The sequence below is a fragment of the Microbispora sp. NPDC046933 genome (genome assembly GCF_040644635.1).
GTDB lineage: Bacteria > Actinomycetota > Actinomycetes > Streptosporangiales > Streptosporangiaceae > Microbispora.
Genome location: NZ_JBEYWW010000002.1, coordinates 228,693 through 252,357, shown reverse-complemented (window position 1 = coordinate 252,357; position 23,665 = coordinate 228,693). Strand labels below are relative to the sequence as shown.

22 protein-coding genes are annotated in these 23,665 nt (G+C 70.7%); 20 read left to right on the top strand and 2 right to left on the bottom strand.

What is annotated here, in order from left to right:
* Position 1 precedes the first annotated feature (1 nt).
* The 4 genes from ABZ857_RS03570 (at position 2) to ABZ857_RS03555 (ending at position 5,522) form a co-directional block, all read left to right on the top strand.
* The gene (locus tag ABZ857_RS03570) at positions 2-1,348 is read left to right on the top strand and encodes a hypothetical protein (RefSeq protein WP_357036871.1); all 1,347 of its coding nucleotides are present in this window, start codon (positions 2-4) and stop codon (positions 1,346-1,348) included.
* Between the two features lie 186 nt (positions 1,349-1,534).
* Positions 1,535-2,338 carry an IclR family transcriptional regulator gene (locus ABZ857_RS03565; protein ID WP_357036869.1) on the top strand — a complete coding sequence of 268 codons (804 nt, stop codon included), beginning with the start codon at positions 1,535-1,537 and terminating at the stop codon, positions 2,336-2,338.
* 252 nt (positions 2,339-2,590) lie between these two features.
* Positions 2,591-4,504: a hypothetical protein gene (locus ABZ857_RS03560; RefSeq protein ID WP_357036866.1), complete on the top strand. Its 1,914-nt coding sequence runs from the start codon at positions 2,591-2,593 to the stop codon at positions 4,502-4,504.
* 70 nt (positions 4,505-4,574) lie between these two features.
* Entirely contained in the window at positions 4,575-5,522 is a 948-nt protein-coding gene (locus tag ABZ857_RS03555; RefSeq protein WP_357036863.1) for a fumarylacetoacetate hydrolase family protein, read from the top strand.
* A gap of 8 nt (positions 5,523-5,530) precedes the next feature.
* Here ABZ857_RS03555 and ABZ857_RS03550 read toward each other — a convergent pair whose 3' ends face one another.
* Together ABZ857_RS03550 and ABZ857_RS03545 are read right to left on the bottom strand one after the other, a co-directional pair.
* Positions 5,531-6,292 carry an SDR family oxidoreductase gene (locus tag ABZ857_RS03550; protein WP_357036860.1) on the bottom strand — a complete coding sequence of 254 codons (762 nt, stop codon included), beginning with the start codon at positions 6,290-6,292 and terminating at the stop codon, positions 5,531-5,533.
* Between the two features lie 61 nt (positions 6,293-6,353).
* Positions 6,354-7,286, bottom strand: coding sequence for a LysR family transcriptional regulator (locus tag ABZ857_RS03545; RefSeq protein WP_357036857.1), 933 nt, complete (start codon positions 7,284-7,286; stop codon positions 6,354-6,356).
* Positions 7,287-7,401: 115 nt separating this feature from the next.
* On the opposite strand from ABZ857_RS03545, the gene ABZ857_RS03540 reads away from it, so the two are divergent.
* From ABZ857_RS03540 to ABZ857_RS03465, 16 genes are all read left to right on the top strand, one after another.
* Positions 7,402-8,313: a LysR family transcriptional regulator gene (locus tag ABZ857_RS03540; protein ID WP_357036853.1), complete on the top strand. Its 912-nt coding sequence runs from the start codon at positions 7,402-7,404 to the stop codon at positions 8,311-8,313.
* Between the two features lie 106 nt (positions 8,314-8,419).
* Complete coding sequence (locus tag ABZ857_RS03535) at positions 8,420-9,376, top strand: fumarylacetoacetate hydrolase family protein (RefSeq protein ID WP_357036850.1); 957 nt, start codon at positions 8,420-8,422, stop codon at positions 9,374-9,376.
* 87 nt (positions 9,377-9,463) lie between these two features.
* A complete protein-coding gene (locus ABZ857_RS03530) occupies positions 9,464-10,462 on the top strand; it encodes a VOC family protein (protein ID WP_357036847.1) in 999 nt (332 codons plus the stop codon).
* 103 nt (positions 10,463-10,565) lie between these two features.
* Positions 10,566-11,711, top strand: coding sequence for a substrate-binding domain-containing protein (locus ABZ857_RS03525; protein ID WP_357036844.1), 1,146 nt, complete (start codon positions 10,566-10,568; stop codon positions 11,709-11,711).
* Positions 11,693-13,225, top strand: a complete 1,533-nt coding sequence (locus ABZ857_RS03520) for a sugar ABC transporter ATP-binding protein (protein ID WP_357036842.1) — start codon at positions 11,693-11,695, stop codon at positions 13,223-13,225. Before ABZ857_RS03525 ends, ABZ857_RS03520 begins: the two co-directional genes overlap by 19 nt.
* Positions 13,222-14,256: an ABC transporter permease gene (locus tag ABZ857_RS03515; RefSeq protein ID WP_357036839.1), complete on the top strand. Its 1,035-nt coding sequence runs from the start codon at positions 13,222-13,224 to the stop codon at positions 14,254-14,256. Before ABZ857_RS03520 ends, ABZ857_RS03515 begins: the two co-directional genes overlap by 4 nt.
* A 12-nt stretch (positions 14,257-14,268) precedes the next feature.
* Positions 14,269-14,694 carry a VOC family protein gene (locus tag ABZ857_RS03510; protein ID WP_357036836.1) on the top strand — a complete coding sequence of 142 codons (426 nt, stop codon included), beginning with the start codon at positions 14,269-14,271 and terminating at the stop codon, positions 14,692-14,694.
* The gene (locus tag ABZ857_RS03505) at positions 14,691-15,425 is read left to right on the top strand and encodes an SDR family oxidoreductase (protein WP_357036833.1); all 735 of its coding nucleotides are present in this window, start codon (positions 14,691-14,693) and stop codon (positions 15,423-15,425) included. Before ABZ857_RS03510 ends, ABZ857_RS03505 begins: the two co-directional genes overlap by 4 nt.
* A gap of 10 nt (positions 15,426-15,435) precedes the next feature.
* Positions 15,436-16,203: an SDR family oxidoreductase gene (locus ABZ857_RS03500; RefSeq protein ID WP_357036830.1), complete on the top strand. Its 768-nt coding sequence runs from the start codon at positions 15,436-15,438 to the stop codon at positions 16,201-16,203.
* Entirely contained in the window at positions 16,200-17,543 is a 1,344-nt protein-coding gene (locus tag ABZ857_RS03495) for an FAD-binding oxidoreductase (protein ID WP_357036827.1), read from the top strand. The genes ABZ857_RS03500 and ABZ857_RS03495 overlap by 4 nt, the downstream gene beginning before the upstream one ends.
* A gap of 153 nt (positions 17,544-17,696) precedes the next feature.
* The gene (gene hisD, locus ABZ857_RS03490; RefSeq protein WP_357036824.1) at positions 17,697-19,010 is read left to right on the top strand and encodes a histidinol dehydrogenase; all 1,314 of its coding nucleotides are present in this window, start codon (positions 17,697-17,699) and stop codon (positions 19,008-19,010) included.
* Entirely contained in the window at positions 19,007-19,762 is a 756-nt protein-coding gene (locus ABZ857_RS03485) for an SDR family oxidoreductase (protein WP_357036821.1), read from the top strand. Before hisD ends, ABZ857_RS03485 begins: the two co-directional genes overlap by 4 nt.
* On the top strand, positions 19,759-20,067 hold the full coding sequence (locus ABZ857_RS03480) for an antibiotic biosynthesis monooxygenase (protein WP_357036818.1): 309 nt from the start codon (positions 19,759-19,761) through the stop codon (positions 20,065-20,067). Before ABZ857_RS03485 ends, ABZ857_RS03480 begins: the two co-directional genes overlap by 4 nt.
* Positions 20,046-21,170 (top strand): FAD-dependent monooxygenase, encoded by a 1,125-nt coding sequence (locus ABZ857_RS03475; protein ID WP_357036815.1) that lies wholly within the window; start codon positions 20,046-20,048, stop codon positions 21,168-21,170. The genes ABZ857_RS03480 and ABZ857_RS03475 overlap by 22 nt, the downstream gene beginning before the upstream one ends.
* Positions 21,167-22,153 (top strand): amidohydrolase family protein, encoded by a 987-nt coding sequence (locus ABZ857_RS03470; protein WP_357036812.1) that lies wholly within the window; start codon positions 21,167-21,169, stop codon positions 22,151-22,153. Before ABZ857_RS03475 ends, ABZ857_RS03470 begins: the two co-directional genes overlap by 4 nt.
* The gene (locus ABZ857_RS03465) at positions 22,150-22,668 is read left to right on the top strand and encodes a cupin domain-containing protein (RefSeq protein WP_357036809.1); all 519 of its coding nucleotides are present in this window, start codon (positions 22,150-22,152) and stop codon (positions 22,666-22,668) included. The genes ABZ857_RS03470 and ABZ857_RS03465 overlap by 4 nt, the downstream gene beginning before the upstream one ends.
* Positions 22,669-23,665: the final 997 nt, after the last annotated feature.

The window sequence follows — 23,665 nt, the reverse complement described above, 5'->3', positions numbered from 1 at the left end:
CATGGACAAGCCGGCAGTGTTCACCGCCGAGGAGATCGCACGGTTCCGCGCCGAGCTGTCCGCCAGGCGGGCCCCCGGCGCCTACGAGCCCGGCCGGTGGTCCGTCAGCCCGCTCAACCGCCGGCCCGAGGTGACGGGGCCGCTGCCGGAATCCGTACGGCTTCGCGACGCCACCCTGCGATCGGTCGAGACTTTGCCCGGCGTCGTCGCCTCCGATGAGGCCAAGAGGGCCTACCTCCGGCAGTTGGTGGGCGCCGGCGTCGGCGAGGTCGTCACCGCCGGGCTCGCGGGGCGGGACGACAAGACGCTGCGGGCCGAGGTCGAGGTCATCAAGGGCGAGAACCCCGGCTGCCGGGCGGTGTGCCCGCTGATGCGCACTACGCAGGACATCGACCGCGCGGCCGAGGCCGGCTACGACGGCGTCCAGATATGGGTGCAGGGCTTCGGCGAGACGGCGCTGATCTACCAGCCGGCCGTTTACCAGCAGGCGTGGCGGAGTGAGGACTGGCGCACGACGCAGAAGGTGCTTGACCGCCCCGGCGTCCTGGCCCGCGCCGTCCCGCTCATCCGGCATGCCCGTTCGCTCGGCCTGGACGCGATCGTGCCGATGCTGATGGTCTCCTTTCTCACGGAGGAGGTGCTGGCCGAGTCGGTGGATGCGCTCGCCGGCGCGGGCGCCACCGAGCTCACCCTCTTCGACGGGCCCGGCGCGATGAGTCCCGAGGCGTACGGGCACCTGGTGCGCCGGACCAAGGAGCTGGCGCCGCGCGTCGAGGTCGGCCTGCATCCGCACAACACCTTCGGCCTGGCGGTGGGATGCGCGGTCAGCGCTGTGCGGGCGGGCGCGGATGTCGTCGAGCTGTCCGTCAACGGATACTGCGGCGGCCCCGGCAACGCCGACCTGGCGGCGACCGCTCTCGCCTTCGAGGCCCTGTACGGCGTCCGCACCGGCATCCGCACCGAGCGGTTGACGGCCCTGGCCCGTGCCGGGGAGGAACTCACCGGCTATCGCCTCGCCTGGAACCACCCGGTGACCGGCACCCACGCCTTCTGCTGGGGCGGCATGGATTTCATCACGCAGGAGACGACGGTCGACCCGCTGCTGCACAACTGTGTGGAGCCCGCCGTCGTCGGCAACGAGCGCAAGGTTCCGTTCACCCCCGACAGCGGCCCCTACACCCTCGCCGACAAACTCCGCTCGCTCGGCGCGACGATCGGCAAGGACCGGATCGAGGCCGTGCTCCGGCGGGCCCGCGACCTCATGGCTCGCGAGGAGCGCCTGCTCACCGACGCCGAGTTGGCGACGCTGGCCGCGGAGGTGGCCGAGGGCGGCACACGCGCGGTTTGACGGGCGCAGGGGCGCGAGGGTCCGAGATCATCTGCCGAGGGCACCGAGCCGCTTGCTGTGAAGGCCGGCGTCCCAGCCTCGGCATGCAAGATCTCCGACGGCATGCCCATGGTATTCTCGCTCTCCGAAAGTGGGTTACCAAAAGCATCGGCACTCACCCTGATCGGGAAGTGCGAGGACCGTCGCATGCCTGCCAGACGAACAACGGAGCCCTCGGCCCGCCCCGAGTATCGCGTCGAGGCGCTGGCCAAGGGATTGCGGCTGCTGGCGCTTTTCACCGAGCAGCGTCCTGTGTGGCGGGTGAGCGACATGGCGGCGGCGACCGGCACGCCGCTGCCGACGGTCTACCGCATGGTCATGACGTTGGCGGCCGAGGGTTATCTCGACCAGCTGCCGACCGGCGACTACCGGCCCGGCGTCCGGGTGCTCACGTTGGGCACTGCCGCACTCCGCGGTCTCGGCCTCGTCGAGATCGCCGCCCCGCGGCTCAGGGCGCTGGCCGAGGCCACCGGCGAGACCGTCAATCTCTGCGTCCTCACCGGCGACCGGGTGCTCTACTTGATCCGGCTGCGCAACTCCGACCTGGTCACCGCGAACATCCAGGTCGGCTCTACTCTGCCGGCGGTGTACACCTCGATCGGCAAGCTCTTGCTCGCCCACCTGGACGAGGCCGAGCTGAACACCCGCGTCACCGCGGATTCCTTCGGCCCCGCGCACGGACCCAATGCCAAGCTGTCCCTGGACGAGCTGCGAAGCGAACTGGCGGGGATCCGCAGGGACGGTTGGGCGATGCAGGACGAGGAGCTGGCCTTCGGGCTGCGCTCGATCGCCGTACCCCTGCGGGACGCTTCCGGACGAGTGGTCGCAGGCGTGAACGTGGCCGTGCAGGCCCGGGACTGGCCGGCACAGCGGATCACCGGGGAACTGGGACCGCAGATCGAGCGCTGCGCCCGGGAGATTTCCGCCCTCCTGGGGTCCCCCGCCGGCTGACCGGCGCCGCCCCGCGAGGTGCGCCTGGCCGGGGAAGGCTCCGGTGAGACACCGGCCCCGCTCTACCACTGGGACGTCGGCGAGCCGCGATGGGCGGCCGCCCCGTACGTGCCGGGTACGCGCGATGTCCCGGGATCGCAAGTCCTCCGGTCATAGTCGAGATCGATGACTGGCATGGCGATCCATCATTTCCCCAGGTACCTCGGGCGCTGTTTCACTCTTTCTCACCACCCCCTGAGCACTGGAGTGCCCGTGAGAAGAAGAGTTCCGGTGGCCCTCGTCGCCGCCGCCGTTCCCCTGGCATGCCTGCCCGGCACGGCCCAGGCCACGACGGCCGGAAAGGTCACAGTGGAGGCCGGCGACACCTGGGTCGTGCCGCGGACCACCAGGCTGAGCGCGCTGACCATCGCACCCGGGGGCGCGATCGCCGCTCCCGAGGGCCACAGCCTGACGATGACGGTGAACGGCGTCGAGACCGGCGGACTGCTCACCCGGACAGGTGGCACGCAGACCGCCGTCGCCGCGGGAACCTACAGAGGCGACGTCGTCGTCACGGTCGCCGACGCGAACCCGGTGAGCTGGCAGAAGCTCGTGTTCCCGTTCCGCCAGGCCCTGTACGTCGATGACGCGGGCGTGTCCGCGGGCAAGTCCGTCCCCGCGGCCGTCGTGGGCGGCCGACTGGGCGACACCTCGGCGGAGAACGTGAAGATCACCTCCACCGGCGAGGCCTTCAACGGCGTCTATGTGAAGGACGGCGTCTACGCGCTCGTCAAGCCCAGGATCGAGCTGACGGGCAACGGCCGATCCGACTTCGTCGGGTACGGGGCGGCGATCGTAGGGACGGGCGCGAAGACCAGGCTCGTGGTCGACGGGGCGACGGTCAGCGACAGGGGCGCCGTCCGCACGGGAGTCGTCGCCGACGGCGGCGCGAACGTCATCGTGAAGAACTCCCATGTCCACACCGCGAACGGCGTGCTGCCGAGTGACTACAGGTCGACGGTCGACCTCACGTACATGCAGCAGGCACCGTGGATGCTGGGCATCGTGGGCAACGTGCGTGCCACGAACCTCCTCGGCGAGAACACCAGGGCAACGTACGTCAACTCCGCCATCTCCTCCGAGGGCTGGGGCGTGCTCTCGACGGACACCGGCAAGAACGGAAGGTTGACCGCCATCGCCAGCACGGTGACCACGACGGGCGGTGAGGGCTACGGCGCCTACGCGATCGGCGGCGCGACCGAGCGCTTCCTCGGCTCCCGCTTCGACGTGGACACCTACGCCGCGATCAACCGGGGTGGCGCGATCTATTTCGGCGACAGTTCACGGACGGCCGTGTCCAAGCTCAACGTCGACCTGGACCTCGGCCTGTCGGCGAAGGAGCTGGCCGCGATACCGGTCCGGGGCACGGTCGTGAACTCGAAGCGGTGGGGCGTCATGTGGCATGGGGCGGGCTCCGTCGACGTGAGCGGCGGCACCGTGATCAACACCGGCGAGACCACCTTCCTCGACAAGGGCCAGCAGGTCACGATCAACGTCAACGGCTCGCAGGGGGCCCGGCTGAACCCGGGCAACGGCGTCATCCTGCAGGTCATGGAGGACGACGACCCGGGACCGCAGATGGTGGACGGCGTCCTGCTGAACACCGGGGTGTACCACGAGCCGACCGGTGATCCGGCCAAGGCGGCGGACTTCGACGTCACCTCGGCTCACGCCGAGGACGCCACCGCGACGTTCACCGACATCACGCTGAAGGGCGACTTCTACAACGCGGTCCGCGGCGGGTCCACCGGTGGCCAGGGGCCCGGCGCCGGGCTCACGGGCAAGAACATGGTGCTCAACTTCAGCGGCTCCAAGGTGACCGGAGTCATCTCGGCCGCCCGGGCCACGCACCAGGTCGACACCATCACCTCAGCCGAATACAAGCAGCTCGGTGTGGTCACCAACACTCCCCGGCCGAGCGTCAACAACGGCGCGATCGTGAATCTCTCCGGCGGATCCACCTGGACGGTGACCGGCACCTCCCACCTGACCAATCTGGCCGTCTCCGCCGATTCCACGGTCGCCGCGGCGGCGGGCAAGCGGGTCACCATGACCGTGAACGGCGTCCAGACGCCCATTGTGCCCGGTCAGAGCTACACCGGCGCCATCGTGCTGACCGTGGGCTGATACCACGCATACCGGCATTGCATGATCATCAGCCTTGCCCCCGGCCGCCGGCCGGGGGCTAACTACCGTCATGAGAATCGCTACCTTCGAAGCGGACGGGGCCGAGCGGGCCGGGCTGGTGAGTGAAGATCAGGTCAGGCCGCTGCCGGCCGAGGTGACCGTACGGGGCCTGCTGGAGCGGGACGCCCTGCCCGGTGCGGCGGATCTCGCGGGCCCGCCGATCCCGCTGGACTCGGTGCGGCTGCTGCCGCCGCTGCATCCGGCGAGCATCCGCGACTTCGTCGGCTTCGAGGCGCACATCGAGGGCGCGGCCAGGGCGCAGGAGGGCAAGGACGCCGTCCCCTCGCGCTGGTACGAGGCGCCGGCCTTCTACTTCACCAACCCGCACGCCTGCGTCGGCAGCGGGGCGCCAGTACCGATCTTCCCCGGGTCGGAGCGGTTCGATCTGGAGTGCGAGGTGGCCGTGGTGATCGGCAAGGCCGGCCGCGACCTGACTCCCGAGCAGGCCCGCGAGCACATCGCCGGATACACGATCTTCAACGACTGGTCTGCCCGGGACGTCCAGCAGCTCGAAGGGCGGCTGCCGTTCGGGTTCGCCAAGGGCAAGGACGGCGCGCACACGCTCGGACCGTGGCTGGTGACGCCCGATGAGCTGGAGCCCTACCGTACGGCCGACGGTTACCTCGACCTCACCATGACGGCCGAGATCAACGGCGTGGTGCTCGGCGAGGACTCGCTCGCGAACTGCTCGTGGACGTTCGAGGAGCAGATCTCCTATGCCTCGAGGGGCGCGTGGATCCGCCCGGGGGACGTGCTGGCCTCCGGCACGCACGGCGGCGGCTGCCTGGCCGAGATCTGGGGCAGGGCGGGACGGCGCGAGCCCCGCCCGCTGGCGCCGGGCGACGTGGTGACACTGACCGTCGAGGGGATCGGCACCGTCACCAACACGGTCGTGGAGCCCGGTCCGGCGACGCCGATCCCCACGGCCCGCCGCCGCGGCCGCGGCCCGACGCACTGATCCCGTCGTCAGGAGGCGTCGATCGCGTCGACGATCGGCTTCGTCCCGCCGTGGGCGGTGTGCCCGCCGTCCACGGCGATCTCGGCGCCGGTGATGTACGCCGCCTCGTCGCTGAGCAGGAACGTCACCAGTGGGGCCACCTCCTCAGGCCGGCCGGATCGGCCCAGGGTGGTCTGCGCCACCGAGGCCGCCACGAAGACCGGAGAGGCGCCCGTCATCAGGGGCGTGTCGATCGGGCCGGGATGGATGATGTTCACCCGGATTCCCCGCCGGCCGTACTCCAGCGCGGCGACCCTCGTAAGGCCGCGCAGCCCCCACTTGCTCGACGTGTACGCCACCGCCTGGTGGGCGGTGAGCGCCGCGATCGATCCGACGTTCACGATCGACCCACCGGACGGCATGAGCGGCTCGACGGCCTGCATGCCCAGCATCGGTCCGGTGAGGTTCACCGCCAGCGCGCGGTTCCAGTCGGCCAAGCCCACCGACCCGAGCCGGGGGCGCATCGGGATGCCCGCGTTGTTCACCAGCCCGTGCACCGGCCGGCCGGTGTCCCGCAGCCATTCGGCCAGCTCTGCCCACTCCTTCTCACTGGTCACGTCGAGATGGCGGTAGACGACGGAGCCGGGCCGTTCCAGCGCGGCCCCCTCGTCGTCGAGCACGTCGGTGGCCACCACGTACGCGCCCTCCGCCGCGACGGCCGCGACCTCGGCGGCGCCCTGCCCCCGCGCTGCTCCTGTTATCACGACCGTCCGGCCGTCAAGCTTTCCCATGGCATCCGACGCTAGGAGCCGGACCGACGCGTACGGAAATAGCCATCGCAGATGGCAGGCATCAGGCGGCGCACGCCGCCCGCTCGCCGAGCGTCCTGGCCACGTCGCGGAAGACGCCGAGCAGCCACTGGTGGCCGTCGTCCAGGTTGCGCGAGGGGTGCCACCACAGGGCCTCGACCAGACCGAGCTCGCCGAAGGGTGGCTCGACGACGCGCACCCGCGCAGCCCCGGCCACCCGCAGCGCCAGCCGCTCGGGGACGATCGCCACGAGGTCGGTCCCCGCCACGACGAACGGCACCGACAGCCACCCGGCGGCGGTGACCTGGACGCGGCGTCGCATGCCGAGCTGCTCGACCATGCGGTCGGCCGGGGTCATCGTGGCCGGGCCGCCCATCAAGGGGACGGCGTGCGGCAGCTCCTCCAGATCGCGTATCGTGAGCGTGCCGTCCCTGAGCCGCTCGTTGCGCGGGTCGACCACGCACACGAACCGGTCCCGGAAGACGACCTCCGAGTCGCCGCGGAAACCGTAGCCGCGCGGCGCGACCAGGAAGTCGAAGCGCAGCATCTCGCGCTGCGACTCGTGCATGTTCTCGGGGATGGGGCTGAGGTCGAGGCACACCTCGGGGGCGAGCTCCTGAATGCGGCGCAACAGCGGCTCGTTCAGCACGGTGATCGCATAGTCGGACATCGCGACCGTGAAGACACGGCGGCTCTCCGGCGGGTGAAACGGCACGCCGAGGCCCAGCGCCCGCTCCATCCGGCGTACGGCGTCCTGTACGACCGGCAGCATGCTGCGCGCGACCGGGGTCAGCTCGTACTCCCGGCCCACCCGGACCAGCAGGTCGTCCTTGTAGTGCCGGCGCAGCCGGGCGAGCGCGCCGCTCATGGTCGGTTGGCTCATCCCAAGCCGGGCCCCGGCGCGCGTGACGTTGCCCTCCTCCAGCAGCGCTTCGAGGGCGACCAGCAGGTTGAGGTCGGTGCTTCCCAGCCCCATGGCCACCCTCCGAGCCGACGACAACGCAGATTACGCGAGTGTTACCACCAAGGATCAAATACGAACAAGACGGACATCGGATAACTTTGCGGGATCGTAACGGAGAGGAGTCCCGATGGCCGGGTTGAAAAGGATCGACCTGAACCTTTTGGTCGTCCTCTACGCACTGCTCGAGGAGCGCAACCTCACGCGCGCCGGGGAGCGCATCGGCATGAGCCAGCCGGCGATGAGCGGGGCACTGGTCCGGCTACGCGCGCACTTCGGCGACGAGCTGCTCGTCCGGGTCAACCGCGCCTACGAGCTGACCCCGCTCGCCGAGGCACTGCTCCCGGACGTCCGCGCCGCGATCGAGGGCGTGGAGCGCACGCTGTCGATCGGCCCGCGTTCCGGCACGCTCGTGCAGCAGCGGGAGTTCTCCATCGCGATCTCCGACTACGCGCTGACCATCCTGGTCGAGCCGCTGCTGGCGGTCCTGAAGACGACGGCGCCCGAGGTGAACATCGAGTTCCAGCCGATGCCCGCCGACAACTCCGACATCGAGGGGTTTCTACTCAGGCACGACCTGATGGTGGCGGCCCTCGGCTCCGGGGTGCCGGGCCGCAGGCAGCAGATCTTCCGGGATCGGTTCGTCTGCATCGCCGACCGCGGCAATCCGCTGCTGCGCGACGGCGCGCTGACCATCGAGGATCTCGAACGGCTACCGCACGCCCGGGCCAATTTCGGCCCTGGTGTCACCACGCCCTCCGACCGGCTGCTCGACGAGCTGGGGATCGCCACCCGTGTGGAGGTGACCTGCAAAGGCCTGCTGCCGCTGCCGTTCGTCGTGAGCGGGACCAGCCTGGTGGCGTTCGTGCCGGAACGGCTGGCACGCCGGCTCGACCCGTCGCTCAACGTGGTCGTCGCGGATGTTCCCTTCGCGCCGGCCGAACTGGTTGAGGGGGCGCACTGGCACCCCACGCGATCGGCCGACCCGGCGCTGCGCTGGCTTCTCGGGGTCTTCCGGCAGGTGTCGGAGCAGGTCGGCTGACATCGCCGGCGGAGGCGATGTCAGGTATCCCGAGTACCTATTTCCGGAGAAATCACCGGCCTCCCTAGCATCGCGGTGACCGTCCCCTCTCTCCTGGAGCTCCGCCATGCCCGATGTCCTTCCCGTCCACGCCGGTCCCTTCGCTCTCGGGACCTTCAGCCTCGCGCAATCGGAGCCGTTCGCCGGCCTGGTGGCCGGGGACCGGGTGCGCAGGCTGGACGTCCCGGGGGTGACCGAGTCGCTGCGGGCGTGGGACCTGGACGAGTTGGGCGGCCTGGCCACGGGCCCGGGTCCGTGGATCCCGCTCGGCGAGCTCGAGATCCACGCGCCGCTGCGCCCCCGGCAGGTGCTGCAGAGCGGCGCCAACTACCACAAGCACGTTCTCGACCTGGTGATGGCCGAGTTTCGCGCGGACAACGAGGGAATGACAGAGGAGGAGGCCCGCGCGGCGGGCAAGGCGATGATGGACGCCCGCGTCGCTAACGGCACGCCGTACGTCTTCGCCGGGCTCCCCAGCGCGATCTGCGGGCCGTACGACGACGTCGTGTTGCCCGACCGGGGCAGCAGGCACGACTGGGAACTGGAGCTGGCCGTGGTGATCGGCCGGCCCGCCTGGCGGGTGCCGCGCGAGGAGGCGATGCGACACGTCGCGGGCTACACGATCTGCAACGACATCACGACCAGGGACCAGCTCTACCGCCCGGACCTGAAGAAGATAGGCACCGACTGGCTGAGCGCGAAGAACGCGCCGACCTTCCTGCCCACGGGCCCGTTCCTGGTGCCGGCGGCGTTCGCCGGCGACCCCATGGACCTGCGGATCCGGCTGCGCCACAACGGCGTGGTCCGGCAGGACGAGTCGACCAAGGACATGATCTTCGACATCGCCGAGCTCATCGCGTACACCTCGGCGCGGGTGCCCCTGTCGCCCGGTGACCTGCTGCTGACCGGCTCCCCCGCGGGCAACGGCGCGCACTGGGGCGTCTTCCTGAAGCCGGGCGACGTGATGGACGCCGAGATCACCGGCCTCGGCCACATGCGCAACACCTGCGTCGCCGCCGACTGACCCGCGCCGCGGATTCCGCCGCCGGGGTGCTCCCCCGGCGGCTTCCGGCATGCCCGCGAAAACCCGCCCGGAACCATCACGAGACGCATGCCTGACATCGCCGATTCATATTTCCGCCCGGTTAAGCGGCGTCTATACGCTCTCGCCATGCCTGAACGGTTGATCACGCATCTGCGTCATGTCGACTTCGCCGTCCCAGATTTCCGGAAATATCTTGATTTTTATGAGAATGTCTGGGGTCTGACCCTCATGGCCGGCGACACCGGCGTCGCGTTCCTCGCCGCGGAGGGCTCGCCCGAGCAGTACGTCATCAGGCTGCGTGAGGACACCGTCAAGCGGCTCGACCTGCTGGCTTTCGGCGCGGAAACGCCAGCGGACGTGGATGAGCTGGCCGAGCGCCTGGGCGCCGCCGGGGTGACGCTCGTCAGCGAGCCCGGCACGCTCACCACCCCCGGTGGCGGGTACGGCTTCCGCTTCTTCGACGGCGACGGCAGGACCGTCGAGGTCTCCGCCGACGTCGCGCCGCGCGCGCACCGGAAGGTCGAGAAGGGTGAGTCGATCCCGGTGCGCCTGTCACACCTGGTCGTCAACTCCCCTGCCCCCGAGGCCACCCGGGCGTGGTACGAGACCCACCTGGGGTTCGCGCTCAGCGACACGCTGTGGTCCCGGCACATGGGCGATCTCATGTACTTCATGCGCTGCAACCCCCGCCACCACAGCTTCGCCATCGCCCGCGGGCCGCACGTCTCCGTCCACCACACGTCCTTCGAGCTGCGCGGCGTGGACGAGTACATGTACGGCACGGGCCGGGTGCTGCGCAGCGGCCACCGGATGGTGTGGGGTCCCGGCCGTCATCTGGCCGGTGAGAACACCTTCTCCTACTTCATCGACCCCGCGGGCAACACGGTCGAGTACACGACCGACCTGCAGGAGCTCGACGAGGACCTGTGGCACCCGCACGTGTACGACGTCGACGACCCGATGACACAGGACCAGTGGGGCACCGCCAACCCGATGAACGAGCTGGTCGCGAAGGAGAGCTTCAACGACGTGGACCGGGGGGTCTTCGTCGCGCCACCGGTCTGATCCGGCGTCCCAGCGGAAACCGCGGCCCGGCCCCGGGCCGTCCGGTCTTGTCCCGGAACCACTCGGGGGAGCCCTCACCTCACCTCTCACCAGGAGAACGACCATGAAGAAAACCCCCCTCCTCGGCGTGCTCGCGCTGGCGGGCGTGCTGGCCTTGGCGGCCTGTGGGACGGACGATCCCGCAGCAGGCCAGGCGAAGGAGTCCGCCCCGTCCGGCGAGTTCGCCTCGTACCTCGAGACCGCCTACAAGGGCCAGGTCGGCGCTCCTCCGACCGCCGTGAGCAAGCCGAAGTCCGGGGTCAGCCTGTGGGTGATGTCCTGCGGCGAGCAGACGACCGGCTGTTCGGGCCCGGCCTCCGCGCTGATGGAGGCCGGCAAGGCCGCCGGATGGCAGACCCACCTGTGCGACGGCCAGCTCAACCCGACCGGCTTCGCCAGTTGCGTACGGCAAGCCGTCAGCGCGAAGGCGAACGTCTTCATCCCGGTCGGCATCGACTGCTCGACCATCAAACAGCCGTTTCAGGACGCACGGGACGCCGGCGTCGTCGTCGTGGGCGGCGGCGGCGCGAACTGCCAGGACGAGAACGGCAAGGACATCTGGGCCACCGAGCGGCTCCAGCTCGACGGCCTGGACCTCAAGTCGTACTACCTGCTCAACGGCAAGCTGCAGGCCGACTACCTGATCGGCAAAACCGGCGGGCAGGCCAAGGTCCTGGTGCTGAACTTCACCGACCAGGTCTGGGGCCCCTGGGTCACCGAGGGCTTCAAGGCGGAGCTGGCCAAGTGCTCCGGCTGCTCGGTCGTCTCGACCCTCGACATCAGCAACGCCGACTGGGGCGGCAACACAGCGGTGCAGAAGTTCCAGGCCGCGCTGCTGGCCGCACCGACCGCCAATTCCGTCATCGTGCCGGTCGACGGCTGGATGACCCAGGGCCTGTCCCAGGCGGTCATGTCGTCCGGCCGGAACGACCAGCTCATTGTGATCGGCCGCTTCGCGGACAAGCCGAACCTGGAGCTGATCAGGAACAACCAGGGCCAGGACGCCAGCGTCGGCTACGCGACCAACTGGGGCGCCTGGGGCTCGGTCGACGAGGCCGTCCGAGTGCTGAACGGCGAGCAGCCGGTGGTCGAGGGCGACGGGGTCCAGGTCGTCGATGCCGACCACAACATGCCCCCGGCGGGCCAGGAGTTCAGCGCGGGCGTGGACTACAAGAACCTCTACCTCAAGGCGTGGGGACTCGCCTCCTGATGTCCGCGCTCACGATCACGGGCCTGACGAAGCGGTTCGCCGGGACCACCGCTCTGGACCGGGCCGCGCTGTCGGTCCGGCCGGGCACCGTTCACGCCCTGCTCGGCGGGAACGGCTCCGGCAAGAGCACCATGATCAAGATCCTGGCCGGGGTGCACCGGGCCGACGCCGGGCAGATCACCGTGATGGGCCGCACGTACGAGGCCAGCCAGTTCACCGCCGCGCACGCCCGGCAGGCCGGCCTCCGCTTCGTCCACCAGGACCTCGGCCTGTTCGACGAGCTGTCGGTGGCGGAGAACTTCGCCCTCGACGCCGGGTATCCCACGGCCGCCGGGCGGCGCGTCCGCTGGTCCGCCCTGCACCGGCGGGTGTCGCAGGTCCTGGAGACGTACGAGATCGACGTCGACCCGCGCACCCCGATCCACCGCCTGCGCCCGGCGGACCAGACCATGGTCGCCATCGCCCGCGCCCTCCGGAACCAGGAGGAGGGCGAGCTGATCCTGGTCCTCGACGAGCCGACCGCCCGCCTCGGCGAGCACGAGTCTGCGCTGCTGCTCGACGCCGTACGACGCCGGGCCGCGCACGGCCAGACGGTGCTGCTCGTCAGCCATCGGCTGCAGGAGGTGCTGCGGTCCTGCGACGACTTCACCGTGCTGGTGGACGGCACGGTCGGCGGCGCCCTCGTGGACGCCCATCCCACCGAACGGGACCTGATCCGCCTCATGGCCGGCGGCACGGAGCCCGACCTCGGCGGGCACGCCCCCCGCGAGACGTCCGGCCCAGCCGCGCTGCGGATCGAGGGGCTGCGAGCCGGCCCGCTGCGCGGCGTCGAGCTGACCGTCGGCGAGGGCGAGATCGTCGGGGTCGCCGGGTTGGTCGGCTCGGGCCGCACCACGCTGCTGAAAACGTTGTTCGGCGCGCGCCGGGCGGCGGGCGGCCGCATGTGGCTGCACGGCGAGCCGTACGCCCCGCGAACCCCCGCGGAGGCGATCCGGGCGGGGGTGGCGCTCGTGCCGGAGGACCGCGGCGGTGAGGCGGCCTTCGCCGACCTGCCGATCCGCGACAACCTCGCGGTGACCGTGCTGCGCCGCTACTGGCGGGCGACCGGCATGCCGCGTTCGCGCGAACGGCGCGACTCCGCGGCGCTCATGACGAGGTACGCGGTGAAGGCGGCCGGCCCGGACGCGGTCTTCTCGTCGATGTCGGGCGGCAACCAGCAGAAAGCGGTCCTGGCCCGCTGGCTGCGGCGCGAGCCGAGGCTGCTGCTGCTCGACGAGCCCACCCAGGGCGTGGACGTGGTCTCCCGGGCCGACATCTACGCCGCGATCCGCGCCGCCGTCGCGGACGGCTGCTCCGTGCTGGTCACCTCCTCCGACCTCGTGGAGCTGGAGACCCTCTGCGACCGGGTCGTCCTCCTCAAATCCGGCAGGACGGCGGGAGAGGTCATCGGCCCGCACCTGACCGCAGCCCACCTCACCGGCCTCGTCCAGTCCGCCCTCGGAGCGAACCCATGACCATCGAGGAGTCCACCGTGCCCGCGTCCACGAGGACCGCGGAGCCGAAGAGGAAGCGGGGCGGCTCGCCGCTGCTCCACACCGCGGAACGGTACGCGCTGCTCGGGCTCACCGTGGTGATCGCGCTGTTCTTCAGCGTCTGGCCCGGCAGCAGCTCGACGTTTCCGACCATGGCCAACCTGAACGTGGTGACTGGATCCCAGGCGGTGGTGGCGCTGATCGCCCTCGCCGCGCTCTTCCCGCTGGTCTCCGGCTACTTCGACTTCTCGCTCGGGGCGATCGCGGCCACCTCGAGCGTGCTGTGCGCCGGGCTGATGTCGCACAACCGTCTGCCGCTCGGGGTCGCCGCCGTGGCGGCGATCGCGCTGGGCGCGGCCTGCGGGGCCGTCAATGGCCTGCTGGTCACCAGGGCCAGGCTGAACGCCTTCGTCACCACGCTCGGCAGCGCCACCCTGCTGGGGGGCGCCATCCAGTGGTACACCGGGGGCGCCACCATCCTGGAGGGCATCTCTCCCGTGCTCACCCGGTTCGGTTCCGCCCAATTCCTCGGCCTCCCCCGGGTCGTCTACGTGGTGGTCGTGGTGATGCTGGTCCTCTGGTACGTGCTCACGCACACGCCGTACGGCCGGGCACTGTACGCGATCGGCTCCAACGCCCGCAGCGCGCGGCTGGTGGGCCTGCGGGTGGACCGCGACGTGTTCATCGGGTTCGTCATCTCGGGCACGATCGCGGGCGTCGCGGGCGTCCTCCAGCTCGCCCGCACCGGATCGGCCACCGCCGACTCCGGCAGCAGCCTGCTGTTCGCCGCGCTCGCGGCCGTCTTCCTCGGCGCCACCGCCGTGAACCCCGGTCTGTTCAACGTGTTCGGCACCATGATCGGTGTGCTGTTCGTCTCGGCCAGCGTGAGCGGGCTGACGCTGGCGGGCGCGAGCAACTGGGCGCAGCCGGTGTTCAACGGCGCCGCGCTGCTCGCGGCCGTCGGCCTGTCCACCTACCTCGGCCACCGTCGCGGCGCCGCCGCCACGAGCTGAAGGGACACCACAGTGCAGATCTCCTTCGACCACGTCGGCATCACGGTCGCCGACCTCGACACCGCCGTCCGCTGGTACTGCGCGGCGCTCGGCCTGCAGCACGATTTCTCCTTCGAGATCGCCGAGCACGACTTCCGCGGCGTGGTCCTGCGCAGCCCGCTCGGCTTCCGCATAGAGCTGCTCCAGCGGGCGGGCTCCGCACCGGGGCTGCGCGCCCCCGATCCGCTGACCGCCGCGCTGACCCGGGGGTACGGGCACATGGCGGTGCGGGTGCCCCGTCCGGAGGACGTGGACGCCGTATTCCTGGCGCTGCTGGAGGCGGGGGCGACCGGGCGGATGGCGCCGCAGGCGGCGCCGGAGCCCGGATCGCGGATGGCGTTCGTCGCGGATCCCGAGGGCAATCTCATCGAGATCCTCTCGCGGGGTGAGACCTCGTGAACAGGGTCGCCGTGGTGACGGGCGGGGCGGGCGGTCTCGGCAGGGCCGTCGCGCTGCGCCTCGCCGACCTCGGCTGTCACATCGCCATCGCCGACCTGCGCCCGGCCGGCGACACGGTCAAGGAGGTGATCGCCCGCGGCCGGCAGGCCTACAGCGAGATCTGCGATCTGGCCTCGGCGACGGCGATCGACCAGTTCACCGCGAACGCGCTGGCCCGCTTCGGCCGCTGCGACATCTTGGTCAACAACGCCGCGCACCAGGCCCTGCGCTCCCTGCAGGAGCTGGACCTGGTGACCTGGCGGCGGGTTCAGGCGGTGAACGTGGACGCCCCCTACCTGCTCTGCGCGGCGTTCGTGCCGGGCATGATCGAGCGCAGGTACGGCCGCGTCGTCAACATCGTCTCCAACACCGTCTGGGAGCCACCGCACGAGGGGTTCCTCCCATACGTGACGAGCAAGGCCGGGCTGCTCGGCTTCACCCGCGCGCTCGCAGTCGAGGTCGGCGGATCCCGGGTCACCGTGAACGCGGTCGCCCCCGGCCTGACCAGGACGTCGGGTGCGATCCGCGGCAACAGCCCGGAGAACTTCGAGTCCGTACGGCTGCGCCAGGCCGTTAAGCAGACCATCGAGCCGTCGGACGTGGCGGGAGCCGTGGCGTTCCTGGTCTCCGACGAGGCAGCCATGATCACCGGCCAGGCGCTGCGCGTCGACGGCGGCCTGGTCACTTTGTGAAAGGACATCTGTGGCACGACTGGACGGGAAGGTGGCGCTGATCAGCGGCACCGCGATGGGCATGGGCCGGGCCGCCGCGCTGGAGTTCGCTGCGGCCGGCGCGCTGGTCGCCGGGTGCGACCTCGACGAGGAGGGCGCGGCGCGGACCGTGGCACTGGTCGAGGAGGCGGGCGGCAGGATGGTCTCCGTCGCCCCGGTGGACCTCGCCACCGAGGAGGGCGCCGCCGCCTGGGTACGCGCCGCCGTGGACGCCTTCGGCCGCGTGGACGTCCTGTACAACAACGCCTCGGCGCTCAAGATCGGCGGCTTCCCGGAGCAACCGGCCGAGGAGTGGTACTTCACCATCCGCAACGAGCTGCATCTGGTGTACGAGAGCACCCGGGCGGCCTGGCCATACCTGAAGGAGAGGGGCGGCGTGGTCGTCAACGTGGCCTCGATCGCTGCGCATCGCGGCGCGATGTTCGCCGGGCAGGCGGCGCACGGCGCGGCCAAGGGCGGCGTCGCCGCCTTCACCCGGCACCTTGTGGTCTCCGGCGCGCCATACGGCATCCGGGCCAACACCATCAGCCCCGGGCCGATAAAGACACCGGCCACCGCGGGCTTCTTCGACGATCCGGAAGGACCGGCCAAGGCAGTGCTCGAGACGATCCCGGCGCGCCGCGCCGGCGAACCGGAGGACGTGGCCCGGCTGGCCGTCTTCCTCGCCTCCGACGACGCGTCGTTCATCAACGGCGCGGACATCGCGATCGACGGCGGCCTCGCGGCGGTGGCGCCGTGACCCTGATCCACCGGGGGGAGCCCGGTTTCGACGAGGCCGTGATCGGCCGGGTGTTCAACGCCCGGCGCCCGGCGCGCCGCCCGGCCGCCGTCCTCCTCGCGAGCACCGAGCAGGAGGTCGTGGAGGGCGTACGGCTCGCCGGCGAGCGGGGCTGGAAGATCGCGGTACGTGCCGGCGGGCACAGCTGGGCCGCCTGGAGCGTGCGGGACGAGGGCCTGCTGATCGACCTCGGCGGGCTCAAGGACATCGCCTACGATCCGGAAACCGGGATCGTCGGCGCCGGACCCGCGGTCAAGGGCGGCGACGAGCTGAACCCTTACCTCGCCGGGCACGGTCGCTTCTTCAACGGCGGCCACTGCCCGTCGGTCGGGATCGGCGGATTCCTGCTGCAGGGCGGCATGGGCTGGAACGCGCGCGGCTGGAGCTGGGCCGCCGAGAACATCGCCGCCATCGACGTGGTGACCGCCGACGGAGAGCTGGTCCGCGCGTCGGAGCAGGAGAACGCCGACCTGTTCTGGGCCGCACGCGGCTCCGGGCCCGGCTTCTTCGGCGTGGTCACCCGATTCCACCTGCGCACGCTGCCGCTGCCCCGGGCGCTGACCGAGACCGTGCACGTCTACCCCGCCGAGCTGTACGACGAGGTCATGACCTGGCTCTACGAGACGCACACTGAGGTCTCGCGGGACGTGGAGATCGTGGCGGTTTCGCAGAGCTCCCCGGAGCACGGTCGGGTGCTGGTCGTCAGCGCCCTGGCCTTCGTGGACGACCACGAGGCGGCGGCGGAGGCGCTGGCGCCGTTCCTGACCTGCCCGGTGCTCGACCGAGCGCTGGTGCGAGCGGACGCGGTGCCCACGACGCTCGCCGGGCAGCTCGACCGGCAGCGGGAGGCCAACCCGGAGGGCCACCGCTACCTGGTGGACAACGCGTGGGTGGAGGGACCGGCGGAGGCGGCCGTTCCCGCGATGAAGAAGTCGTTCATGGACCTGCCTACGGACAAGGCGTTCACCATCTTCTTCAGCATGGGCCCGACCAGACAACTGCCCGACATGGCGCTGTCCCTGCAGACCGACGTCTACCTGGCCACGTACGTCGTCTACGAGGACGAGGCCGACGACGAGCGGCTGCGCGGCTGGCTGACGGACGCGATGGCCGACCTGCAGCCGGTCACCGCGGGTCAGTACCTGGGCGACTCCGACTTCACCACCCGCAGGCTGCGCTTCCTTGGCGACGCGCAGTGGCGGCGTCTGCAGGACATCAGAGCCCTGCGGGACCCGGAGGGCCGGTTCGCCGGCTACCTCGCCGAGCCGGGCGAGCTCAACGTCAACCACTGGCTGCGATGAGCGTTTCCCTCGCCTGAATTCCCGGAGCGTTCGCCATCGCATATCCGAATTCCTGACAACGCGGATCGCGATATCCGCCTCTCTTGCGGCGAATCGCCATTCCGCGCGATCGTCCTCTCACTACTCACCAAATGTATGTGGATGGATTTTCCAATGGCAGTTCATGTGAAAACCGCCGTGTCCGCGGAGAGCGTCGCCGCCGACCTGACCTCGGTCCGCGAGACGGTGCGGGACGTCATCGCCGACATCCGTACCCGCGGCGACGCCGCGGTGCGGGAGTACTCACAGAAGTTCGACAACTGGTCGCCGGAGTCGTTCCGTCTTTCGGACGAGCGGATCGACCGGATCGTCGCGAGCGTGCCGGACCAGGTGATCGAAGACATCCGGTTCGTGCAGGAACAGGTGCGCCGATTCGCCCAGGCACAGCGGGACTCGATGTCCGACATCGAGATCGAGACCCTGCCCGGGGTACGGCTCGGCCACCGGAACATCCCGGTCGGGGCCGCCGGCGCCTACATCCCCGGCGGCCGGTACCCGCTGACCGCCTCCGCGCACATGACGATCGTGACGGCGAAAGTCGCAGGCGTGCCCCGGGTCGCCGCCTGCACACCGCCGATCAGGGGCGAGATCCCCGCCGCCACCGTCGCCGCCGCGCACCTCGCCGGAGCCGACGAGATCTACCTGCTCGGCGGCGTGCAGGCGGTCACCGCGCTGGCGGTCGGCACCGAGACGATCGGCCGGGTGGACCTGCTGGCCGGGCCCGGCAACGCGTACGTCGCCGAGGCGAAGAGGCAGTTGTTCGGCGAGGTCGGCATCGACCTGTTCGCCGGGCCGACCGAGATCCTCGTCATCGCCGACGAGACCGCCGACCCGGTCACCGTGGCCGTCGACCTGCTGAGCCAGGCCGAGCACGGGCCCGACTCCCCCGCCGTGCTCATCACCACCTCCGCGGCGCTGGCCCGCGAGACGCTCGCGCACGTCGAGCGCATCCTGCCCGGCATGCCGACGAGGGACTACGCCGGACCGGCCTGGCGGGACCACGGCCAGATCATCGTCGTAGACGACCTCGACGAGGCGTACGCGCTCGCGGACGAGTTCGCCTCCGAGCACGTCGAGGTGCTGACCGCCGACCCCCGCGCGGCCCTGGAGCGGATGCGTGACTACGGCGCGCTGTTCCTCGGCGCCGGCACCTGCGTCTCGTACGGCGACAAGGTGATCGGCACCAACCACGTGCTGCCCACCCGCCGCGCCGCCCGCTACACCGGCGGGCTGTGGGTCGGCAAGTACCTCAAGACGGTGACGTACCAGGAGGTGACCGACCCGGTCTCGAGCGCCCGCCTGGGCGAGATCTGCGGCCGGGCCTCCCGGGTGGAACTGTTCGAGGGCCACGCCCGCTCGGGCGATATCCGCGCCGCCGCACTCGACGGGGCCACTCCCGTCTGGCTGACCGAGGCGCTGGCCCGATGACCGGCCTCACCGGCAGGACCGCGCTCGTCACCGGGGCCGGCAACGGCCTCGGCAGGGCCGTCGCCGTGGCCCTGGCGAGGGAGGGCGCGCGGGTCGTCCTGGTCGGCAGGACCGCGGCCACGCTGAACGACACCTGTACGCTCACGGGCGGGCGGGCCGAGGTCTGCGACGTCTCCGATCCGGCTTCCGTGGCGACGCTCGCCTCCGCCCTCGCCGACGAGACCGTGTCGATCCTGGTGAACAACGCCGGGATCGCCGGCCCGGTGAAACCGCTGTGGGAGGTGGAGCCGGCCGAGTGGGACGAGGTCTTCGACGTCAACGTCCGCAGCGTCTACCTCATGTGCCGGGCCTTCCTGCCCCCGATGATCGAGCGCGGCGCGGGCGACGTGATCAACCTGGCCTCGGTCAGCGGCAAGCGCCCGCTGGCCCGGCGCACGCCGTACACCGCCAGCAAGATGGCGATCCTGGGGTTGACCAGGACGCTCGCGTACGAGGCCGGGCCGTACGGCGTGACCGTCAACAGCCTGTCACCCGGGCCGGTGCGCGGCCCGCGCATGGCGCGTAACTTCGCGCTGGAGGCGGAGAGGACCGGCAGCTCGGTCGAGGCGGCGGAGGAGGCGTTCGTCTCCCGCGCCGCCCTGCACCGGCTCGTCGAGGAGGACGAGGTGGCGGCGGCGGTCCTCGCGATGCTGCGTATGCCGGGCCTGTGCGGCGCCGACATCGACCTGTCCGCCGGGATGGTGGCACCGTGATCCTCGAACGCGCCGAGTTCACCGTCGTGGACCCCGAGGGGTTCGCCGCCGCCTACCGGGCGGCCCGGCGACATATCGCACGGGCACCGGGGTTCCGCTTCGTCGAGCTGTCCCGCGGTGTCGAGCGGCCGGACGTCTTCCTGCTGCTCGTGGGGTGGGACACGGTCGAGGACCACACCGTGGGCTTCCGCGGCTCCGAGCTGTACGAGCACTGGCGCGAACTGCTGCACCCGTTCTTCACCGCGCCCGCGCGCGTGGAGCACTTCGAGAAAGGCGATGGCCCATGGCCGTCTCACGAGTCCTGATCGTCGGCGGGGGGATCACCGGCAGTGTGATGGCCCTCGCCCTGGCCCGGCGGGGCGTCGCGGTCGACCTCGCCGAGATCTCCCCCGTCTGGTTCGGCGTGGGTCACGGCATCACCGTCCAGGGCAACGCGCTGAAGGCGCTGCGCCAGGTCGGCGTGCTCGACCAGGTGCTGGCCAGGGCGGTGCCGTTCGACATGATGCGGCTGCGCAACGCGGACGGCTCGCTCATCGCCGAGCTGCCGACCCCGCACACCGGCGGAGAGGACCTGCCCGCCACCGCCGGAGCGCTGCGGTCCGACCTGCAGTCCGTGCTGTGCGAGGCGGTGTACGCCGCGGGTGTCCAGGTCAAGCTCGGCCTCAGCGCGCACCGGCTCGACCAGTCGCCCGGCCACGTCGACGTGGTCTTCACCGACGGTTCCACGGCCCGGTACGACCTGGTGGTCGGCACCGACGGCCTGCACTCTCGGGTGCGGGAACTGATCGGCATCGACGTGACGCCGGAACCGGTCGGCATGAGCATCTTCCGCGTCGTCGGCAAGCGACCCCCGGAAATGGACTGCGCCGAGGTCTACTACGGTGGCCCGAGGTACAAGACCGGATACAGTCCCATCTCGGCCGACCAGTGCTACGCGTACCTCCTCGACGAGAACCTCGACCGCGCGCTGATCGGCCCGAACGCGCCGCTGTCGCTGCTGCGCGAGCGCGGCGCGGGGTACGGCGGCGCCTGGGGTGAGGTCATCGCCTCGCTGCCCGCCGACGCCGTCGTGGACTACCGGTGGATCGAGGCGGTCCTGATCGACGGCCCCTGGCACCGGGGCCGGGTGATGGTCGCCGGTGACGCCGCGCACGCGTGCCCTCCGCTCATCGCGCAGGGCGCGGCGATGTGCATGGAGGACGCGGTGGTCCTGGCCGAGGAGATCGCTGGGGACGGCCCGCTCGACGCGGCGCTCGATCGATTCGCCGCCCGGCGGCTGCCCCGGGTGCGCACCGTGCTGCGCAACTCGATGACGCTAGCCGAATGGGAGATCCGTCCGGACACGCCCGGCGCCGACCCCGGCCGCATCATGACCGAGACCCTCACCTTTCTCACGGACGCCGCATGATCATCGATATGCACGCCCATCTGGCGGTGCCGGAGGCCGAGGAACTGGTCCAGGGCGCCCCCGGCCTCGCCGCCGAGCATGCCGTGGAGCAGGCGAGCCACTCGGCGCACAGCCTGCGGGTCAACCGCGAGCAGCTCGCCCGCGTCATCCCCCGGATGCGCGACGTGCGAGCGCGGCTGGCGGACATGGACGCGATGGGAGTGGACGTTCAGGCCGTCAGCCCCATGCCGATGCACCACTACTGGGCGCCACCGGAGCTCGCCGCCCGGTTCGCCCGTACGGTCAACGACGGCGTCGCGGCACATGTCGCCCAGGCTCCGGACCGGCTGGCGGGCATCGGCACAGTGCCGCTCCAGCATCCCGAGCTCGCCGTCGCGGAACTGGAACGCGCGCTCGCGCTCGGCCTGCGCGGGGTGACGGTCTCGACGAACGTGGACGGCCGCGAGCTGGCCGATCCCCGGCACGAGCCGTTCTGGGAGGCGGCCGCCGCTCACGGCGTGCCCGTGCTCATCCATCCGTGGGGCTGCACGCTCGGCCCCCGCCTCGCGGCCCACTACCTGGGGAACTCCATCGGCCAGCCGGTGGAGACGACGGTCGCGCTCGCGCACGTGATCTGCTCCGGGCTGCTGGATCGCCTGCCCGGGCTGCGGTTGTGCGCGGCGCACGGAGGCGGCTACCTGCCCGCCTTCACCGCCCGCGCCGACCACGCCTGGCACAATCGCCCCGATGCGCGCTCCTGCGCCGAGCCACCCAGCGCCTACCTGCGCAGGATCTGGTTCGACTCGCTCGTCTACACCGCCCCGGCACTGCGGGCGCTGGTGAACGCGGCCAGCGCGGACCGGGTCGTGATCGGCACCGACTACCCCTTCGACATGGGCGTGGACGACCCCCTCGTACGGCTGGACTCCGCCGGTCTCGGCCCGGCGGACGTGAAGAAGATCGTCAGCGCGAACGCGCTCGACCTCCTGGGAGGAGCCCTGTGAACGCAGCACCGCGCCGCGTCGTCACCGGCCACGATGCGGCGGGCGTCTCGATCGTCCTGTCCGACGGCGCGCCCCCTGTCGTGCGCACCGCCCCCGACGGCGCGCTGTTCTACGAGATCTGGAACACCGGCGCGGCTCCCGCGCCGATCGCACCCGACGAGCCCGAGCCGACCGAGCGTTCCCTGACGGTCCCACCCGACCCCTGCGGCACGAAGATCCGCATCAACGTCTTCCCACCGGGGCTGATCTCGCCCACCCACCGCACCCAGTCGGTCGACTACGGCATCGTCCTGCAGGGCGAGGTCGTGCTCGTGCTCGACGGCTCCGAGACCGTTCTGCACGCGGGCGACGTCGTGGTGCAGCGCGGCACCGACCACCGATGGGAGAACCGCTCGAACGGGTGGGCGACTATGGCCTTCATTCTGGTGGACGGCTTCTTCACCGGTGGGCTTCGTTCCCTGCTCCCACCGGACGTCCTGGACGGCCTGATGACCGACCCGCTCAGTCACCACTGAGCGCGCTGAACCGCGACGCCTGCCACGTCAAGATCTCGCGTTGCGTACCGCTGATCCCCAAGAAGGGTGACCTGATCCTGGACGTTGTACGTGACCGGATCATGTATGTCGAGGTGTTGTACTACTGCAGTCTCCGGGGCGCGACGAGCCGAAGCACCGGCCCGGATAGGGCCCAGGATTGAGTGACGAACTGAGTGACAACGGCCCCGGACACCGGTGGATCACCATGGATCGAAACAGCAGGTCCCCGACACGGTAGGTCCATGTGCCGCCCTGATCTTGATTGCTTCCCGGACGAAGAGGCCGTGGGTTCAAATCCCGCCACCCCGACTCGGTAGTTGCAGGTCAAGGGCCTGATCGCTGGAAACAGCGATCAGGCCCTTGATCGTTCGTTAGCGTGGCGTTAGTGATTTGAACCCGATCACGTAGCCGTTAGCGACCTCAGGCAGCCCTAAAACCATCCGATCCCGCGCCCGGTTGAACCTCGACCTCAGGTCTGCGATACACGTGCCAGCTTCACGGGCTCACTCTGCCGCTCCCGCAGGGCCAGAACGTGCTGCTGGCGCTGTGGACCGAGCGGTACAGCCGGGGCCGCCGCCACCGGGATGGCGCGAGAAGATCTTCACCCGCGCAATGAGCAGCGGCCCGGGTTCAGGAGCGCCGAGCGCCCCCCGTAAGCCTCGGCGCGAGGTGCCCATGCAGTGAAACGTGGTGGGTAGCAGGCATGAGGAAGCCTTCGGGGCGGACCGGCTGCAAGGGGAGGCCTCTGTGGGCGGTCGAGGGCTTCGCCGCTGACGAAGGCGATCGTCGTCGGGGAGCTCCTGCTCGCGGCGGGTGCGACGACGGCCACATCGGCTGATGTCGTACGCGTCCCTGTGATCTGCACGGTGAGGGCGGCGAGTTCGGCGGTGATGGCGTCGGCTGCGCGCCCTACGACGATGATGATCTGCCCGGCGAATCGGGACGCGATGCTGGGCGGGGCCGATACGGGGGTGAG